This window comes from Lysobacter capsici (assembly GCF_014779555.2).
Lineage (GTDB): Bacteria > Pseudomonadota > Gammaproteobacteria > Xanthomonadales > Xanthomonadaceae > Lysobacter > Lysobacter capsici.
In genome coordinates this window covers 1,902,479-1,920,557 of the sequence record NZ_CP094357.1, presented here as the reverse complement: position 1 = coordinate 1,920,557, position 18,079 = coordinate 1,902,479, and the positions used below count along the sequence as shown (strand labels likewise).

At 67.6% G+C, this 18,079-nt stretch carries 14 protein-coding genes; 8 read left to right on the top strand and 6 right to left on the bottom strand.

Annotated features, from left to right (window positions below; genetic code table 11):
- Nucleotides 1-5: 5 nt before the first annotated feature.
- Together IEQ11_RS07980 and IEQ11_RS07975 are read right to left on the bottom strand one after the other, a co-directional pair.
- The gene (locus tag IEQ11_RS07980) at nt 6-902 is read right to left on the bottom strand and encodes an ABC transporter ATP-binding protein (RefSeq protein ID WP_036114746.1); all 897 of its coding nucleotides are present in this window, start codon (nt 900-902) and stop codon (nt 6-8) included.
- 331 nt (nt 903-1,233) lie between these two features.
- A complete protein-coding gene (locus tag IEQ11_RS07975) occupies nt 1,234-2,103 on the bottom strand; it encodes an AraC family transcriptional regulator (protein WP_191821445.1) in 870 nt (289 codons plus the stop codon).
- 151 nt (nt 2,104-2,254) lie between these two features.
- On the opposite strand from IEQ11_RS07975, the gene IEQ11_RS07970 reads away from it, so the two are divergent.
- From IEQ11_RS07970 to IEQ11_RS07950, 5 genes are all read left to right on the top strand, one after another.
- A complete protein-coding gene (locus tag IEQ11_RS07970; protein WP_046656092.1) occupies nt 2,255-3,028 on the top strand; it encodes an SDR family oxidoreductase in 774 nt (257 codons plus the stop codon).
- A gap of 173 nt (nt 3,029-3,201) precedes the next feature.
- The gene (locus tag IEQ11_RS07965) at nt 3,202-3,486 is read left to right on the top strand and encodes a hypothetical protein (RefSeq protein WP_191821444.1); all 285 of its coding nucleotides are present in this window, start codon (nt 3,202-3,204) and stop codon (nt 3,484-3,486) included.
- 14 nt (nt 3,487-3,500) lie between these two features.
- A complete protein-coding gene (locus tag IEQ11_RS07960; RefSeq protein ID WP_191821443.1) occupies nt 3,501-4,700 on the top strand; it encodes a low temperature requirement protein A in 1,200 nt (399 codons plus the stop codon).
- 81 nt (nt 4,701-4,781) lie between these two features.
- The gene (locus IEQ11_RS07955; protein WP_191821442.1) at nt 4,782-5,297 is read left to right on the top strand and encodes a DUF3304 domain-containing protein; all 516 of its coding nucleotides are present in this window, start codon (nt 4,782-4,784) and stop codon (nt 5,295-5,297) included.
- Nucleotides 5,298-5,660: 363 nt separating this feature from the next.
- Nucleotides 5,661-7,205: a BCCT family transporter gene (locus IEQ11_RS07950; protein WP_191821441.1), complete on the top strand. Its 1,545-nt coding sequence runs from the start codon at nt 5,661-5,663 to the stop codon at nt 7,203-7,205.
- 63 nt (nt 7,206-7,268) lie between these two features.
- Here the strand turns inward: IEQ11_RS07950 and IEQ11_RS07945 are convergent, their stop codons facing one another.
- The 3 genes from IEQ11_RS07945 to IEQ11_RS07935 all read right to left on the bottom strand — a co-directional run bounded on the left by IEQ11_RS07945 (nt 7,269) and on the right by IEQ11_RS07935 (nt 9,852).
- Complete coding sequence (locus tag IEQ11_RS07945; protein ID WP_191821440.1) at nt 7,269-7,685, bottom strand: hypothetical protein; 417 nt, start codon at nt 7,683-7,685, stop codon at nt 7,269-7,271.
- 104 nt (nt 7,686-7,789) lie between these two features.
- Nucleotides 7,790-8,323 (bottom strand): type II secretion system protein GspG, encoded by a 534-nt coding sequence (locus tag IEQ11_RS07940; RefSeq protein WP_191821439.1) that lies wholly within the window; start codon nt 8,321-8,323, stop codon nt 7,790-7,792.
- A 155-nt stretch (nt 8,324-8,478) separates the two neighbouring features.
- Nucleotides 8,479-9,852 carry an MBL fold metallo-hydrolase gene (locus tag IEQ11_RS07935; protein WP_191821438.1) on the bottom strand — a complete coding sequence of 458 codons (1,374 nt, stop codon included), beginning with the start codon at nt 9,850-9,852 and terminating at the stop codon, nt 8,479-8,481.
- Nucleotides 9,853-10,270: 418 nt separating this feature from the next.
- On the opposite strand from IEQ11_RS07935, the gene IEQ11_RS07930 reads away from it, so the two are divergent.
- Entirely contained in the window at nt 10,271-12,376 is a 2,106-nt protein-coding gene (locus IEQ11_RS07930) for a M13 family metallopeptidase (RefSeq protein WP_191821437.1), read from the top strand.
- 372 nt (nt 12,377-12,748) lie between these two features.
- Nucleotides 12,749-14,839 (top strand): M13 family metallopeptidase, encoded by a 2,091-nt coding sequence (locus IEQ11_RS07925; RefSeq protein WP_060410630.1) that lies wholly within the window; start codon nt 12,749-12,751, stop codon nt 14,837-14,839.
- Nucleotides 14,840-15,060: 221 nt separating this feature from the next.
- Here IEQ11_RS07925 and IEQ11_RS07920 read toward each other — a convergent pair whose 3' ends face one another.
- Nucleotides 15,061-15,507 carry a hypothetical protein gene (locus tag IEQ11_RS07920; RefSeq protein WP_191821436.1) on the bottom strand — a complete coding sequence of 149 codons (447 nt, stop codon included), beginning with the start codon at nt 15,505-15,507 and terminating at the stop codon, nt 15,061-15,063.
- Between the two features lie 490 nt (nt 15,508-15,997).
- Here IEQ11_RS07920 and IEQ11_RS07915 point away from each other — a divergent pair, with 490 nt between their 5' ends.
- On the top strand, nt 15,998-18,010 hold the full coding sequence (locus IEQ11_RS07915; RefSeq protein WP_096418253.1) for a M13 family metallopeptidase: 2,013 nt from the start codon (nt 15,998-16,000) through the stop codon (nt 18,008-18,010).
- Nucleotides 18,011-18,079: the final 69 nt, after the last annotated feature.

Sequence of the window (18,079 nt, the reverse complement as noted above, 5' to 3'; positions counted from 1 at the left end):
TCCGCTCAGGCCGCGACGCGCGCGTGCTGGCGCAGGCGCTGGAAGTACACGTCTTCCAGATCGGGCGCGACGCGTTCGAAGCCCTCCTCGGGCGAGTCCGGACTGAACACGTGAATCACCGGCTGGCCGCCGACCAGTCGCGTCGACAGCACGGTGAAACGGGTTTCGTAACTCGACAAGGTGGCCTTGCTGACCTGCTTGCGCCAGACCTGATCGCTGAGCGCGGCGATCGCCGCGTTCGGCTCGCCGCTGAGCAGCACCTTGCCCTTGTTGACGATGGCCATGCTCGGGCACAGGTCGGTGACGTCCTCGACGATGTGGGTCGACAGGATCACCGCGACGTTCTCGCCGATCTCGGCCAGCAGGTTGAGGAAGCGGTTGCGCTCTTCCGGGTCGAGGCCGGCGGTGGGTTCGTCGACGATCACCAGGCGCGGATCGCCGAGCAGGGCCTGGGCGATGCCGAAGCGCTGGCGCATGCCGCCGGAGAAGCCGCCGAGTTTCTGCTTGCGCACGTTCCACAGGTTGACCTGGTGCAGCAGGCCGTCGACCACTTCGCGGCGCTGCTTGCGATTGGTCAGGCCCTTGAGCACGGCGAAATGTTCGAGCAGGTCGAGCGCGCTGACCTTCGGGTACACGCCGAAATCCTGCGGCAGATAGCCCAGTTGCCGGCGCACCGCGTCCTTGTCGCGCAGCACGTCGATGGCCGGGCCGTCGCCGTTGTCGAGGATCGCGCTGCCGGCGTCGGCCTCCTGCAAGGTCGCCAGGGTCCGCATCAGCGACGACTTGCCGGCCCCGTTGGGGCCGAGCAGGCCGAACATGCCGCGCGGAATGTCCAGCGAAATGCCGTCGAGCGCGCGCACGCCGTTGGCATAGGTCTTGGTGAGGTCGCGAATGGTCAGCATGCGGCGGGCTCCAGGGAAGGGACGTGGACGCGGCGAGAACGCGGTCCGTGCAGATTGAGACGATGCCAGTGAGACGATCCTAGCCACAAAACGTGACCCGGCCATGGGCGCTTGGTGGGCATGACCGATGGCAGGGCCCGGCTGTGCGCGCGATGGACGCGATCGTGGACGCGATCATGCTAGAGCGCGGGCGCGGCCGCACCATGTCCGAATGGTCAGCGTGACCGACGACAGGGGATCGCGGCACCGGGGTGGGGAGCGGCGGCCGAATTGCGTTCGCGACGAAGGCCGCGGCGCCGGCGGACCGGCGTCGATGCGCGCGGGTCCGCGCTCAGCCGCGCTGGCGGTACTCGCTCGGGGTGATGCCGTACTGACGCTTGAACACGGCCGACAGATGACTGTGGCTGGAAAAGCCGCTGCCGATCGCGATCGTGGTGATGTCGTCGTCGCCGCGACGCAGGCGCGTGCAGACCCGTTGCAGGCGCTGGGCGAGCACGTACTGGATCGGCGTCGCGCCGAAGCTGGCGCGAAACGCGATCAGCAGGCGATGGGTGCTCAGGCCGGTCAGCGCGGCCAGCGCGGCCAGACGGATCGGCTGGTCCAGATGCGACGCGATGTAGTCCTCGACCCGGCGCCGCTGCGGCTCGCTCAAGCGCGGCGACGGCTCGCGCGGCGGCCGCGACGGCGCGGCGGCGGCGCCGTGTTCGCGCAGCAGATGCAGGCACAGGCTCTGGCTCAACGTGTCGCACAGCATCGCCGCCAGGTCGTCGGATTCGCCGCTCAGCTGGGCGAGCCGCGCGGCCAGCGCATGCACCAGCGGGTCGTGGTGTTTCATGCGCGCGGCCAGGTCGGTGCCGCCGGCCGGGGTGTCGCGCAGGCCGGGGTAGCGGGCCGGGTCGATGGTCAGTTCGGCGTAGGCGATCTCGCCGCCCCGCGCCTCGCCCTGGTAACGCCGGCCGGCCGGAATCAGCCACAGGTCGCCGGCCGCGGCCCGCGCGCGCAGGCGGCCGACGCCTTCGATGCGGGTTTCCAGCCGGCGCATCGTGCCGTCGAGATGCACGATCAGGGTGTGGCGGTCGTGATGCACGCTCCACTGGGTCGGCTCGGCGATGCGTTCGGCGGCGAAGGCGAACTGCACGCCGTCGCCCAGCGACAGCTCGCGGCGCATCAGCTCGCGTTGGCCCGGATCGGGACGGGACACGACCGGGATCGCCGGCGGCGGCGGAGAAACTGACAGCGCGTCGGACATCGTGAAAGCACCGGGGACCCAGGCCGATGTAAACACGACTTCGGTCACATGCGCGTCAACGCGGCAAGTGGCCAACGCCCTGAATCCCCTACCGGAGCACCCCATGCCCAACCGTTCCCTCACCGGCAAGGCCGTCGTCATCGGCGGCGGCGCCAAGAACCTCGGCGGTCTGATCTCGCGCGAACTCGCCGCCGGCGGCGCCGGCGCGATCGCCGTGCATTACAACAGCGACGCCACCCGCGCCGCGGCCGAAGAGACCGTCGCCGCGGTACGCGCGGCCGGCGCCGACGCCTTCGCCCACCAGGGCGACCTGACCCGGCCCGGCGAGGTCGCCGCCCTGTTCGACGCGGCCAAGGCGCGCTTCGGCAAGCTCGACATCGCCATCAACACCACCGGCATGGTGATCAAGAAGCCGCTGATCGAAGTGACCGAGGACGAGTACGACCGGATGTTCGCGGTCAACGCCAAGGCCGCGTTCTTCTTTATCCAGCAAGCCGGCAAGCAGCTCGCCGACGACGGCAACATCTGCACCATCGTCAGCTCGCTGCTCGCCGCGTACACGCCGTTCTATGCGGTCTATCCCGGCAGCAAGGCGCCGATCGAGCACTTCACCCGCGCCGCGTCCAAGGAATTCGGCGAACGCGGCATCTCGGTCAACGCGGTCGGCCCGGGGCCGATGGACACGCCGTTCTTCTATCCGGCCGAGTCGAAGGAATCGGCCGCGTACCACGCCACCGCCGCGGCGTTGAGCAGCCGCACCAAGAGCGGCCTGACCGAGATCGCCGACATCGCGCCGCTGATCAAGTTCCTGGTCAGCGACGGCTGGTGGATCACCGGCCAGACCATCTTCGCCAACGGCGGGTACACCACGCGTTGAAGCGGGACCCGCTGAAGCAGCACCGGTTGAGGCGATAGCGTCCGCCGGCGCGTGCCTGCACGCCGCATGCACGCGCCGGCGCCAACCATGAGCGCAGGCGTTGGCTGCGCGCGATGCGCCAGCGATCGCGGTAACCTGACATCGACACAAGCGCCACGACCCAGGGGATCGGCATGCACACGGTACTGGTGATACTCGGCGGTTTCGCCCTGCTGGCGCTGTGCCTGCTGGCCGCGCGCGTGCTGGTCGGCCCCGGCACGGCGCCGCTGCGCAGCGCGATCAGGATCTTCCTGCCGCTGTGGCTGATCGGCGCGGGCATCAACATGGCGGTCGGCGTGATCCACGCCGGCTACAGCGTGGCCGAGGAACTGCCGATCTTCTTGCTTATCTTCGCCGTGCCGGCCGCATTCGCGCTCGCGCTGGGGTGGATACTGTCGCGAACCCGATCCACGCCCTAGCCCAAGGCCGCGCCATGACCGCCCCCCGCCCCACCCTGCTGCGCAGCCGCGAAGGCCACGCCAAGGTCGGCTACGCCGAATTGTTCTTCGACCTGGTGTTCGTGTTCGCGGTGACCCAGCTGTCGCACACCCTGCTCGAACACCTCGATCCGGTCGGCGCGCTGCGCACCGGCCTGTTGTTCCTCGGCGTGTGGTGGCTGTGGATCTACACCTCCTGGGTCACCAACTGGCTGGACCCGGAGAAAGTGCCGGTGCGGCTCATGATCTTCGGGCTGATGCTCGGCGGCCTGCTGCTGTCGTCGTCGCTGCCCGATGCCTTCGGCGAACGCGGTCTGATCTATGCGGCGGTGTTCGCCAGCATGCAGGTCGGGCGCAGCGCGTTCATGCTGTGGGCGCTGCGCGGCGGGCGCAGCCCCGGCAATTTCCGCAATTTCATCCGCATCACCTTGTGGCTGCTGGTCTCGGGCGGATTCTGGATCGCCGGCGGACTGGCCGAGCCCGACGCGCGCGTGGGCTGGTGGATGATCGCGATCGGGATCGAATACCTCGGGCCGATCGCGTTCTTCCGCGTGCCCGGGCTGGGCCGCTCGACCCTGTCGGACTGGGACGTGGAAGGCGGCCATCTGTCGGAACGCTGCGGCTTGTTCATCATCATCGCGCTGGGCGAATCGATCCTGATCACCGGCGCGACCTTCGCCAAGCTCGACTGGAACCCGACCACCGTCGCCGCGTTCTGCATCGCCTTCCTCGGCAGCGTGGCGATGTGGTGGATCTATTTCGACAGCGGCGCGGCGCGCGGCGAACACCGCATCGCCCACGACGAAGACGCGACCCGTCGCGCGCGCCTGGCGCGATTGGCCTACACCTATATGCATCTGCTGATCGTCGGCGGCATCATCGTGTGCGCGGTCGCCGACGAACTGGTGCTGGTCCACCCCGATCACGCCGACGCCGCCGGCATCGCCGCGATCGTCGGCGGCCCGGCGCTGTATCTGCTGGGTTGCGCCCTGTTCAAATGGGTGACCAATACCCGCCGGTTCCCGCCGATTTCGCACTGCGCCGGGTTGTTGATGTTGGCGGCGCTGTGGTTCGCCAGCGCGCCGCTGCACCTGTCGGCGTTGATGCTTGGCGCGGCGACGACGCTGGTGTTCATGATCGTCGCGGGATGGGAGACCGCGGCGTTGCGGCGGATGCCGGCGAGCGCGACCCACTGAGCTCGTGCTTTTCGGTCAGGCGCTCGCTGTCGGCGCCGCGACGGTCATGCCACTCAACAACGCCGAAGACGACAACACGCCATGAGCCTGTGGAAAAACCCGCTGATGATCCTGCTGTGCGCTGGCACGATGGCATTGGCGGCCTGCGAAGACCCGATGACGATCGCATCGATTACCGGCTATAACCACAACACCGAAGCATCGGGGCTGTACGTCCAGGGATTCTCGGTCGATGACGCGGCCGGCTCGAACGCCGAGCCCGAGGCTGGGGCCGGCGCCACCTGCTGCGTCCAGATACCCAAGCGCTGGCACCCTGGATTACAGGCCAAGGTGAAATGGAGTTACAGCCGTCTGGCGAACGACAAGCGCCCGATTCCTCCGCCGCGCGAAGCCACGGTGGATATTCCCGATTACAACGCGAGAGGGCCGGGCTCGCTGCAGGTTCACTTCTACCCCGGCGACAAGCTCAAGATCGTGATCAGCAGCCTCGGCATCGAGCATCCGTACTATCCGATGAGCGAAACGGACAAGCGTCCTTGGCAAACCAGCAAGGAGCACCTCGAATACCTGCGCGCGAACCCGGAGCAGAAAGACTGAGGCACGCTCCCGAAGAAGGCGATGTTAAGCAACAGATGCGGGGCGCCAGCCGGATTTTCCCCGCGCACGCGTTTATCGCGACAATGTGAAGGCGCAAAACAGCGCGTCTGTTAAAATCGCCCCGCTCCGCACACCGCACCGGACTCACACGTCCGCTTGCGCCGTCACTGCTACGGCCATGGCTCGCAGCGCGGATCGCCCTCAACAGCCTGCTGTCGACTCGCTCGCCCGCTGATCGCGGCGGCGATGGCGCGTGCTCCATGCGCGCATCGGCGCGGCTGCGTCTCATGCCTGTCGACGCGCCGCGCGCGTCCGGCACGCCTCACGCGCGCGATTCGTTCGCGCGCCTGTCTGGAGTGGATTTTGGTTTTCCGACTTTCGATCGTCCTGCTCGCCGCGCTGGTCGCCGCCGGCGTGCTGGCCCCGCAATCGTTCAACGAAACGATCCAGCACGCGCTGTCGCTGACCGTGGCGCGGGCCGGCTGGCTGTACCTGCTGATCGTGTTCGCCTCGCTGCTGTTCCTGTTGTATCTCTCGCTCGGCCGCTTCGCCGACCTGCGCATCGGCGGCGACGACGCCGAGCCGGAGTTCTCGCGCCTGAGCTGGCTGTCGATGCTGTTCGCCGCCGGCATGGGCATCGGTCTGGTGTTCTGGGGCGCGGCCGAACCGGTGTCGCATTACCTGCATCCGCCCGAAGGCCTTGCCGCGCAGAGCATGCCGGCCGCGCGCGCGTCGATGCGCTATGTGTTCTTCCATTGGGGCCTGCACCCGTGGGCGGTGTACGCACTGGTCGGGCTGGCGATGGCGTGGTTCCAGTTCAACCGCAACGGACGCGGCCAGATCAGCGACTTGCTGCAACCGGTGATCGGCCGCTGGCACCGGCGCTGGCCCGGGCAGTTGATCGATGTCGCCGCGGTCGTCGCCACCGCGATCGGCGTGGCGACCACGCTGGGCTTCGGCACCGTGCAGATCAGCGCCGGGCTGGCGCGGGTGTTCGGCCTGAGCGTGACCCCGGCGCTGCAACTGTGCGTGGTCGCGGTGGCGTTCGCGCTGTACATGGCGTCGAGCCTCACCGGCCTGCACCGCGGGATCAAATGGCTGAGCAATCTCAACCTCGCCCTGGCCGCGCTGCTGCTCGCGTTCGTGCTGGTGGCCGGGCCGACCAGTTTCATCTTCGAGACCTTCACCACCACCCTGGGCAGCTACATCAACCAATTGCCGAACATGAGCCTGCGCATGGCGCCGTTCTCGCGCGATCCCTGGGTCGGCGAGTGGACGATCTTCTACTGGGCGTGGTGGATCGCCTGGGCGCCGTTCGTGGGCAGCTTCATCGCCCGCATCTCGCGCGGCCGGCGCGTGCGCGAGTTCGTGTTCGGCGTGGTGCTGGTGCCTTCGCTGATGAGCTTCGTGTGGTTCGCCGCGTTCGGCGGCAGCGCGCTGTGGGCGCAGATGTTCGGCGGCGTCGACCTGGCCGGCGCCTTGGGCCAGGGTTACGAGCAGGTGCTGTTCGCCCTGCTCGAAAGCCTGCCGTGGGCACCGTTGCTGATGGCCGCGGCGATCGCCTTGTTGATGCTGTTCTTCGTGACCTCGGCCGACTCGGCGACCCTGGTGCTGGCCAGCATGTCCAGCGAGGACCGCGCCGATCCGCCGCTGTCGCGGCGCGCGACCTGGGGCGTGATCCAGGCCCTGATCGCGGTCGCGCTGCTGCTGGCCGGCGGCCTGGATGCGTTGCAGGGCGTGATCATCGTCGCCGCGTTGCCGTTCGCGCTGCTGCTGGTGCTGATCATGTGGTCGCTGTATCGCGTGCTGGATCAGGAGTACCTGCACAAGCAACGCGAGGCCACGCGCTTCCGGCATGCGATGCAGCGCTGGCTGGCGCGCGAGAACGACGGCGCAGCGCCGGTCTAGCCGCGCGCAGGCGGCTCAGCGCGCAGGCGGCTCGACTCGCAAGCGACGCAGCGTGCGAGCGATTCAGCGCGAAAGCCGGCGCAACGCGATGCCGAGCGCGATGCGATAACTCATCGCCAGATCGCCGTTGATCACGATCGTCGCCAGCGGCGGCGCGTGCGCGTGCAGGCGCTCGTCCAGGGTGGTGGCGCTGGCGTCGTGGACTTCGATGTAGGCGCTGGGCAGTTCGTCCAGCGCCTGGCGCAGGGCTTCGGGTTCGGCCAAGGCGTGCGGCGCCAGCTCGCCCGGGTCGAGCAGCACGAATTCGCTGCGGCGACGGCGCGCGGCGCGCAGGCTGCCGACCAGTTCGCGCAGGCTGGCGCAGGGGCGCAGCTCGAGATTGCGGCCGACCGCCGCGGCCAGGCCGCGCAGTTCGAGCAGGAACTGGGATTGCAGCGGTTTTGAAGACAGATGACGGCCTTGCAGGATCAGGATGCTCACGGGGGAGGTTGGCGTGGAAGATGCCGCCAGCTTGCGCGCGAGATCGGTAAAGCCTCCATGCCGTCACCGCGCCGATCGCATAAATTCTGCGCAAACCGTTGCGGTCATTCTTCGTCGCAGGCGCCGGGCGAGGTCGCGGTATCTTGCGGCGGGCGCGTCATCGCCGAAGGCGGCGGCACGAGTTTTGGACAATCGGGCGATTGGAAGTTCGCGTCACGGCGCCACCATTGCTCGTCGTCGACCCTGGCCCTGCTGCCGACGTAGGCGATGTCGGCATCCTCGTCCTCGCCGCCGATCAGCCCGTCGTGGCCGAGCGAAAACAGCACGAAGCGTTGTTCGTCGCTCTCGACGTGGTAGTACAGCGGACGACCCCAGCTGTCGCGCAGCTCGGTCTCTTTCGTATACGGCCCCAAAGGCAGCTTCGGGTCGGTCAGCACCCGCAAGGTCGGGGGAAAGACGCCCTGATCGCATTGAAAGGACTGGAGCTTCGCGCCCATGGTCGCCACCTGTCCGCGGACCCGGCCGCTGACGGTGCATCGGGATCCGCCGAGCACCCGGCTCAGCACCCATCCGATCAGGATCAGGCATGCGACGACCAGCACTGCGCCGACAGCGATCTTCCAGATGCGTTTGCTCATGCCCGCTCACCTGAGTTCTTGTCCCGTTGCGCGGCCGCGCAACGGCGCTGCCTGCATCGGCAGATCCTCATGAAACGCGCCGAACGGCCGTTCGGGGTGGGCGATCCGGATATCCAGGTCCGCCACCCCGCCGACGGGATCGCCGCAGCGCGCGCTTAAACCTCCAGCGTCATGCCCGGCCGCGCCAACGCCACCTGGGTGCCGAAGCGTTCGCCGATTTCGCCGGCTAGCGCCTCGCGCGCCTTGTCTTCGCCATGCACCAGCACCAGCGGCGGATGGCCTTCGATCTGTCCGTACCACGCGATCAAGCCGTTCTGATCGGTGTGCGCCGACAAGCCGCCGATGGTGTGGCGCTGCGCTTCGGCGCGAGTATCGCGACCGTGGATGCGCACCCACTTGGCGCCTTCGACCAGACGCCGCCCGATCGTGCCCTCGGCCTGGTAACCGACGAACACCACATGGGTCTGCGGCTTGCCCAGGTTGTGCTTGAAGTGGTGCAGGATGCGGCCGGCGTTGGCCATGCCCGAGCCGGCGATGACGATCGCGCCGCGTTCGATCTGGTTGATCGCCATCGAGTCCTGCGCCGATTCGGTCAGCTGCAGGTTCGGCAGATGGAAGGGATCGGGCTTGTGCTTCCACACCCGCAGCGCGTCTTCGTCGAACAGTTCGACGTGGCGGTCGTAGACGCCGACCACTTTGCTGGCCATCGGGCTGTCGAGGAAGATCTTGAAGCGGCCGACGTTCCACTCGTCCCAGTATTTGGCGAACCAGTACAGCAGTTCCTGGCTGCGGCCGACCGCGAACGCCGGGATCAACACATTACCGCCGTCGTTCCAGGCCGCGTCGAGGATGCGGCCGAGTTCGAGGATGGTTTCGGCGCGGTCCTTGTGCAGGCGATCGCCGTAGGTCGATTCCATCAGCACCAGGTCGGCGCTGTCGATCGGCGCGGGGTCGCGCAGGATCGGCGTGCCCTTCGGCCCCAGATCGCCGGAGAACACCAGCTTGCGGCCATCGGCGAACAGCTCGACCACCGACGAACCCAGGATGTGCCCGGCCTCGCGGAACTGCACCGTCACCCCCGCCAGGATTTCGCGGTGCGTGTCGTAGGGCAGCGGCTGCACCCGCTGCATGGTCGCTTCGACATCGTCGCGGGTGTACAGCGGCAGCAGTTCGGGCTCGCCGTGCGCGCGCCTGCGGTTGCCGCGCTCGGCTTCGCTTTCGGCGATCGAGGCCGAGTCCAGCAGCATGATTCGCATCAGGTCGGCGGTCGCGGCCTGGGCGAAGATCGGCCCGCGAAAGCCGCGCTTGACCAGCAGCGGCACCCGGCCGATGTGATCGATATGGGCGTGGCTGATCACCAGCGCGTCGAGCGTCGCCGCGTCGAACGCGAACGCATCGAGATTGCGCAGTTCGGCCTCGGGGCTGCCCTGGATCATGCCGCAGTCGAGCAAGATGCGATGGCCGGCGGCTTCGACTTCGTGCAGGGAACCGGTGACCTCGCCGGCGGCGCCGTGAAAGTGGACGCGCATTGCTATCGACTCCTTCGCTAGAGTGCGGCGGCCGGGCGCGGCCGCGGTGTGGGTCTGGAACTTAGCATGCAGGCGATGCGGACGAGGTCGTGGCCGCCGAAGGCTTGGTTGTTTGCCGCATCGGTCCGAACGCCTTGCGCGAACCGAGCCGAGGCGAAACCCGCCGATCCCGCATCACCCCACATGACTGACGACACCCTTCCCCACGCGCGAACGGGTTTATCGTCGACCGATCACGTTGAGGGCCGACGACGACGGGCCGCATCGGGAGCCATCGCCAATCCAGCAGGCGTCGCAGCCGCGGGCGTTCGCGCCGTCGCCGCTGCATCGTGGCCGCCGCCACGCCGCCGTTTCGTTCACAACCCCGATCTGCGCCACGTCAGATCCTTCCCATGCCCGTCGGCCCGGAGTCTCACTGATGCCCATGAAATCCTCCCCCCTGCTGCTGTCGCTGGCGATCGCCGCCGCGCTCGCGGCCTGCAGCAAGCCCGAAACCCCGGCGCCGGCCGCGGGCACGCCCGCCGCGAAACCCGCCGAGGCCACCGCGCTCACGCTCGACGAAAGCAAGCTGCCGCAGCCGGTGCGCTTCGCCGTCGCCGATCTGGACCCGGCCAAGAACGCCTGCGACAACCTCGGCGAGTACGTCAACAGCCGCTGGTTCGCCGCCAATCCGATCCCCGGCGATCGTTCGTCCTGGGGCGTGTCCGACGTGCTGGCCGAACGCTCGCTGGCGGTGCAGCACCAACTCGCGCAGCAGGCCGCCGCCGATCCCAAGGCCAGCGGCGTGGAAAAGCTGATCGGCGATCTGTGGTCGACCGGCATGGACGAAGCCAGGATCAACGCCCAGGGCCTCACGCCGGTGCAGGCCGACCTGGCCGCGATCGCCGCGCTCGACAGCCCGGAGAAGATCGCCGCCTACCTGCGCAGCAGCGCCGCGCAAGGCCACAACGTGGTGTTCGATTTCGGCGCCGAGGCCGACTTCAAGAATTCATCCATGAACATCGCCTTCGCCACGCAAGGCGGCCTGGGCCTGCCCGACAAGGGCTATTACTTCGACAAGGACAAGCACGACAAGCTCGCCGCCTACCAGCAGCACATCGCCAAGGTGCTGGTGCTGTCGGGCGTCGCCGCAGCCGATGCCGCGCAGCAGGCCAAGGCGGTGATCGATTTCGAAACCCGCCTGGCGCGCGCCTCGCTGTCGAGCGAACAACTGCAGCGCGACGTGGCCCTGTACTACCAGCCGATCAGCGTCGCCGCGGCCAACGAACTCACGCCGAATTTCTCCTGGACCAAGTTCTTCGAATCGCAGGGCGTGGCCACGCCGGCGCAGTTCTCGCTGGCGATGCCCGACTTCCACAAGGAGGTCAGCAAGATGATCGCCGACACGCCGGCGGCGACCTGGCAGGCGTATCTGCGCTATCACACCGTCGACGACGCCTCGCCGTACCTGGCCGACAACTTCGTCGCCGAGCATTACGAGTTCCACAACAAGACCATGCGCGGGCAGAAAGAACCCAAGGCGCGCTGGAAGCGCGTGCTCGGCGACATCGACGATCAGGCCGGCGAAGCGATGGGCCAGTTGTACGTCAAGGTCGCGTTTCCGCAACAGTCCAAGGCGCAGATGGAAACCCTGGTGCAGGGCCTGCGCACGGCGCTCAAGGCGCGGATCGAGAATCTGAGCTGGATGAGCGATGAAACCAAGAAGAAAGCGCTGGAGAAATGGGCCAGCTTCACGCCCAAGATCGGCTATCCGGACAAGTGGCGCGACTGGTCGGGGCTGAAGACCGATCGCGACAGTTATTACGCCAATGCCCAGGCCGCCAATCGCTTCAATTACCAGTGGAACCTGAGCAAGATCGGCAAGCCGGTCGACAAGACCGAATGGGGCATGTCGCCGCAGACGGTCAACGCGTACTACAACCCGCTGCAGAACGAGATCGTGTTCCCGGCCGCGATCCTGCAGCCGCCGTTCTTCGATCCCAAGGCCGACGAGGCCACCAACTACGGCGGCATCGGCGCGGTGATCGGCCACGAGATGACCCACGGGTACGACGACCAGGGTTCGCGCTTCGGTCCCGACGGCAATTTCAACAACTGGTGGACGCCGGCCGACGCCAAGGGCTTCGCCGAGCGCAGCGCCAAGCTGGTGCAGCAGTTCGACGGTTATCAGGCCGCGCCCGGGCTGAAGGTCAACGGCAAGCTCACCCTCGGCGAGAACATCGCCGACCTGGGCGGCATCGCCACGGCCTACGATGCGATGCGGCTGGCGATAGGCGACACGCCCGACCCGAAGACCGACGGCCTCAGCCGCGACCAGCGCTTCTTCTACAGCTTCGCCACCAGCTGGCGCGATCGCTACACGCCGGACATGCTCAAGGTGCTGGTCAATTCCGACCCGCACGCGCCGAGCGATTTCCGCGCGATCGGCGCGCCGTCGAACCTGCCGGCGTTCGCCGCGGCGTTCTCGTGCAAGCCCGGCCAGCCGATGGTGCGCGGGGCGGCGGAGCAGGTGGTGATTTGGTGAAGCAGGAATGAGTTGAGAGGAGTGAGGAGTGAGTGAGAGGCGAGGAGCGGCCTTTACTCGTTTCCACTCCCCGGCGGGGCAGGAACGAGTGGAGAGGAGTGAGAAGTGAGTGAGAGCGCAGCCGCCCTTACTCGTTCCTCACTCCTCTCAACTCGTTCCTCGCTTCCCGCCACCCAGGGCAAAGCTGAACAAGCCCCACCCCACCCCACATGACCTTCGACACCCTTCTCACGACCGGAACGGGACTATCGTCCGCCCGTGTCCCGGCGACGACCTCACCCCGTGGTCGGAAATCCGCGACAATTCCCGATTCGTTTCTCGCCTATGCCTTCCCGGCTGGAGCCCGCTGTGACCTTCAAGAAACCGCAAGTCCTGCTGTTGTCCCTCGCCATCGCCACGGTCGTGGCCGCCTGCGGCAAGACCGAAGCCCCGGCGCCGACCGCGCCGGCCGACACCACGGCCGCCGCCGCGCCCGCCGAGGCCACCCTCAAGCTCGACGAAAGCAAGCTGCCGCCGGTCAACCGCTTCCTGGCGACCGACCTGGACACCACCAAGGACGCCTGCACCGACTTCGGCGGCTACGTCAACGGCAAGTGGCTCGCCGCCAACACCATCCCGAACGACCGCACCTCGTGGGGCGCGTTCGAAATGCTCGATGAGCGTTCCAACGCCGTGCAGCGCCAGCTCGCCGAGCAGGCCGCCGCCGACACCAAGGCCACCGGCGTGGAGAAGATCGTCGGCGACCTGTGGGCCACCGGCATGGACGTGGCCAAGGTCAACGCCCAGGGCCTGGAGCCGCTGAAGCCCGACCTGGCCAAGATCGACGCGATCGACAGCCCGGAAAAGATCGCCGCCTACCTGCGCGACGCCGCCGCGACCGGCGACAACAACCTGTTCGGCTTCGGCGCCGAAGCCGACTTCAAGGATTCGGCCAACAACATCGCCTACGCCTCGCAGGGCGGCCTGGGCCTGCCGGACACGACCTACTACACCGACGCCAAGCACAAGGACAAGCTCGCCGCGTACGAAGTCCACGTCGCCAAGGTGCTGGAACTGGGCGGCGCCAAGCCCGAAGACGCCGCCAAGCAGGCCAAGGACGTGATCGCGTTCGAAACCCGCCTGGCCAAGGCGTCCAAGTCGCGCGAAGAGCTCTCGCGCGATGTCTCGCTGTACTACAACCCGGTCAGCCCGGCGCAGGCCGACGAACTGACCCCGAACTTCTCCTGGACCAAGTTCTTCGAATCGCAGAAGGTCGCCCTGCCGGCGAAGTTCTCGCTCGCGGTGCCGGCGTTCCACCAGGAAGTCAGCAAGATGATCGGCGAACTGCCGGCCGCGCAGTGGCAGGCCTACCTGCGCTTCCACGCGATCGACGGCGCCTCGCCGTACCTGTCGGAAGCCTTCGTCAACGAAAGCTTCAACTTCTACAACAAGACCCTGCGCGGGCAGAAGGAACTCAAGGAGCGCGGCAAGCGCGTGCTCGACACCATCGAAGGCCAGACCGGCGAAGCGATGGGCCAGCTGTACGTCAAGGTCGCCTTCACCCCGGAGTCCAAGGAGCGCATGCAGGCGCTGGTCAAGAATCTCAGCGAAGCCCTCAAGGCGCGCATCGAGAACCTGTCGTGGATGAGCGCGGACACCAAGAAGAAGGCGCTGGAGAAGTGGGCGAGCTTCACCCCGAAGATCGGCTACCCGGACAAGTGGCGCGACTGGAGCGGCCTGAGCACCGGCCGCGACAGCTACTACGCCAACGTCAAGGCGGCCAACGAGTTCAACTACAAGTGGAACCTGAGCAAGATCGGCAAGCCGGTCGACAAGACCGAATGGGGCATGCCGCCGCAGATGGTCAACGCCTACTACAACCCGTTGCAGAACGAGATCGTGTTCCCGGCCGCGATCCTGCAGCCGCCGTTCTTCGATCCCAAGGCCGACGACGCCACCAACTACGGCGGCATCGGCGCGGTGATCGGCCACGAGATGACCCACGGTTACGACGACCAGGGTTCGCGTTTCGGACCGACCGGCAACATGGAAGTGTGGTGGGCGCCGTCGGACGCGAAGGCGTTCTCGGGCCTGACCGACAAGCTGATCAAGCAGTTCGACGGCTATGAAGCCGCGCCGGGCGCGCACGTCAGCGGCAAGCACACCCTGGGCGAGAACATCGCCGACCTGGGCGGCCTGGCCACCGCGTACGACGCGATGAAGAAGGCCGCCGGCGACACCCCGGATCCGAAGACCGACGGTTTCACCCGCGAGCAGCGCTTCTTCCTCAACTGGGGCACCGTGTGGCGCCGCAACTTCACCCCGGAAGAGCTGAAGGTGCGTCTGCAGACCGACGAGCACGCGCCGGCCAACTTCCGCGCGATCGGCGCGCCGTCGAACCTGCCGGCGTTCGCCGCGGCGTTCTCGTGCAAGCCGGGCCAGCCAATGGTGCGCGAGGGCGACAAGCAGGTGGTGATCTGGTAATCGGATCGGCGCGGTTCTCGCGCTCAATCTGACGTGCCAACGAAGGCCCGGGATTCCCGGGCCTTCGCTTTTCTGGCGGTGGGGATCTCACGGGATTGCATCACCTTGCACCGGGCCTGAAGGCCTCACCCAAACGCCCCGGCCGCCGCGAGGTCTTTTGTGGGCGGGCCTTCAGGCCCGACGCCTTTCGATCAGACGACCCGAATACTCGACCACTCGATTCACCCTTCCCGCCCAGCCCGGCAGCGGGAATCGAAAGCGCCGGCCTGGTCGCTCCAGCTCAAATACTCGCCGTGCGCGGCGGCGAAAAACCGCATGCGCGCCGCGACGACGTGGGCGAACCACGGGCGATGGACGCCTTCGACCGCGAAGCGGAACACCTCTCCGCCGTTGCCGTCGAAAAAGCGCTCGCGCGCATCGTCGCGCAAGGTGGCCGGATCGACTTTCGAGAACACCTGCGCGTCGGTGGCGGTGCGCCAGGTCATCGGGCAATCGAGGTAGCCCACATCGCCGAACTCGATCTGCAACTGGTAGCCGTAGCTCAGGTCCAGGGTGCCGCGGACGATCAGGCTGACTTCGTCGTAGGCGACCAGATGGAAGTCCATCCACGGGTAGGCCCGGATGGCCGCGTCGAGCGCCTGCTCGCCGGTTTTGTAGTCTGGGGTCATGGGTATCCGGATATACGCAACGCGTCGCCGAGTCTAATTCGATCGGCTGCCCGTCTTCTCCAAACGCTTTCTTCAAGCTCCCTCTCCCGCTTGCGGGAGAGGGCTGGGGTGAGGGGCGGCGCCTCAAGCAACGCGCCCCATCCGTGCGCCCTCATCCGCCCTTCGGGCACCTTCTCCCGCTTTGCGGGAGAAGGACAGCACACCGTCGTAGCGGCGGCCCTCCTATCACCGATCGCGCTACGACCATGCTCCTTACTTCTCCCTCTCCTTCTCCCTCTCCCGCTCGCGGGAGAGGGCCGGGGTGAGGGCTCGCGTCACCCCAAGCAGCGACACTCCACATCCCGCACGCCCTCATCCGCCCTTCGGGCCTCTTCTCCCGTAAGGCGGGAGAAGGGCAGTACCCACCCCGCCCAGCCACAACCGCCAAACCCGTTCATCGCCTCACCCGCCCCAGTTGTTAAACTCCCGCATCCCCAGGATGGAATACGCGATGTCGACCCTACGCCCGCTTGCCTGTGCCCTCGCCCTGAGCCTGATCGCCGGCCTGGCCTCGCCCGCCGCCGATGCCGCCAAGAAGAAGGCCGCCGCCAAGCCGAAGGCTCCGGCCGCCGCCAACGCCTGCAGCGATTTCTACGCCAGCGCCAACGCCGACTGGCTGCGCGCCAACCCGCTGTCGGGCGCCGCCTCGGTGTCCTCGCTGGAAACCCTGGCCGCCAACGCCCGCCGCCAGCAGCTGGAACTGCTCAACAGCGCGATGACCGCGCCGCAGGGCAACGTGCAGAAGCTGCTCGGCGACTTCTGGGCCAGCGGCCTGGACGAAGCGGCGGTCGAGCGCGACGGCTCGCAGCCGATCGCGCCGCTGCTCGGCCGCATCAACGCGATCAAGAAGGCCAAGGAAATTCCGGCCTCGATCGCCGCGCTACACCAGGTCGGCATCCCGGTGCTGTTCAACTTCGGCGCCGACATCGACCTGCAGGACCTCGACCGTCACATCGGCTATTTCAGCCAGGGCGGCCTGGGCCTGCCCGACCCGGCCTATTACACCCGCAGCGACGCCGACACCCGTCAGCTGCTCGGCCACTACAACAACTACGTGCAGAAGATCCTGACCCTGACCGGCACGCCGAAGGAGAAACTCGCGGCCGAGTCCTTGCAGGTGATCGATCTGGAAACCCGCATCGCGCGCGCGTCCAAGGCGCTGCCGGACCTGCGCGATCCGCGCGCCAACTACGCGCCGGTGCAGGTCGCGACCCTGGCCAAGACCTACAAGGGCCTGCAACTGGCCGACTTCCTCAAGGCCCAGGGCGTCAGCGACGACAGCGTCTCGCTGGCCAACCCGCAGTTGTTCGCCGAACTCGACAAGCTGCTGGGCAGCCTCAAGCCCGACCAGTGGAAGACCTACCTGCGCTGGCGCGTCGGCGATTCGATGGCGCCGTACCTGGCCAAGCCGTTCCGCGACGCCGAATTCGATTTCCGCGGCAAGGTCCTGCGCGGTCAGCGCGAACAGCCCGCGCGCCAGCAGGCCGTGCTCGACGCGATCACCCTCGCCGCCGGCCCGATGGTCGGCCACGAATACGCCGCGCGCTACCTGCCGGCCGCCACCGATGCGCGCGCCGAGCAGATCGCCTCGCAGGTGCGCGAAGCGCTGGGCAAGGACGTCGAGGCCGACACCCGCTTCAGCGAGGCGGTCAAGAACGAAGCCAAGGCCAAGCTGGCCAAGCTCAAGATCGAAGTCGGCACGCCCAAGCGCGACCTGGACTACACCGTGCAGCCGATGGGCCGCGGCAGCTTCGGCAGCAACATGCTGATCGCCTCGACCTGGCGCCATCGCGAGGAAATGAAGCGCATCGGCCGCGGCAACGCCGACCGCCGCTGGGACGTGCTGCCGCAGGAGCCGTCGCTGGCCTACGACATCGCCCAGAACCGCCTGATCGTCACCGCCGCGATGCTGCAGGCGCCGGTGCTCGACATGAGCAAGCCCGAAGCCGCGCAGTACGGTTCCTACGGCGCGCTGGTCGGCGCCGAACTGACCCACGGCATCGACGGCCGCGGCCGCTACGTCAACGCCAAGCAGGAAGTGCGCGACTGGTGGACCCCGACCGAAGTCGCCGCCTGGGAAGCGCTCGGCAGCCGCGTCGCCGCGCAGTACAGCGCCGAACCGTATCCGGGCCTGACCGCGACCAAGATCAACGGCGCGCAGGTGCGCGAGGTCGCGATCGCCGATCAGGCCGGCGTCGAACTCGCCTGGTCGGCGCTGCACGCCGCCCAGCCCGCGGCCAGCAAGGACGCCAACCAGGCGTTCTTCCGCGCCTGGGCCGGCCTGTGGGCGCAGCAGCTGAGCCCGGAAGTCGCCGCCCAGCGCGCCGCCACCGGCATCCACGCGCCGGGCCCGGCGCGCACCAACGTGCCGCTGTCCAACCTGCCCGCGTTCGGCGAAGCCTTCGGCTGCAAGGCCGGCACGGCGATGCAGCGCAAGGCCGATCAGCAGATCAAGATTTTCTGATCGGTTGGCGAAAGCGATAACGCGAAAAGCCCGGCGCGAGCCGGGCTTTTTGTTGGGTGGCGGTGAGTA

What these genes read in the sequence shown, in the direction of transcription:
- IEQ11_RS07960 (WP_191821443.1), top strand. Translation starts at nt 3,501, where the DNA reads ATGACCGCCCCCCGCCCCACCCTGCTGCGCAGCCGCGAAGGCCACGCC.
- IEQ11_RS07955 (WP_191821442.1), top strand. Translation starts at nt 4,782, where the DNA reads ATGAGCCTGTGGAAAAACCCGCTGATGATCCTGCTGTGCGCTGGCACG.
- IEQ11_RS07935 (WP_191821438.1), bottom strand. Translation starts at nt 9,852, where the DNA reads ATGCGCGTCCACTTTCACGGCGCCGCCGGCGAGGTCACCGGTTCCCTG.
- IEQ11_RS07940 (WP_191821439.1), bottom strand. Translation starts at nt 8,323, where the DNA reads ATGAGCAAACGCATCTGGAAGATCGCTGTCGGCGCAGTGCTGGTCGTC.
- IEQ11_RS07980 (WP_036114746.1), bottom strand. Translation starts at nt 902, where the DNA reads ATGCTGACCATTCGCGACCTCACCAAGACCTATGCCAACGGCGTGCGC.
- IEQ11_RS07915 (WP_096418253.1), top strand. Translation starts at nt 15,998, where the DNA reads ATGTCGACCCTACGCCCGCTTGCCTGTGCCCTCGCCCTGAGCCTGATC.
- IEQ11_RS07930 (WP_191821437.1), top strand. Translation starts at nt 10,271, where the DNA reads ATGCCCATGAAATCCTCCCCCCTGCTGCTGTCGCTGGCGATCGCCGCC.
- IEQ11_RS07965 (WP_191821444.1), top strand. Translation starts at nt 3,202, where the DNA reads ATGCACACGGTACTGGTGATACTCGGCGGTTTCGCCCTGCTGGCGCTG.
- IEQ11_RS07920 (WP_191821436.1), bottom strand. Translation starts at nt 15,507, where the DNA reads ATGACCCCAGACTACAAAACCGGCGAGCAGGCGCTCGACGCGGCCATC.
- IEQ11_RS07970 (WP_046656092.1), top strand. Translation starts at nt 2,255, where the DNA reads ATGCCCAACCGTTCCCTCACCGGCAAGGCCGTCGTCATCGGCGGCGGC.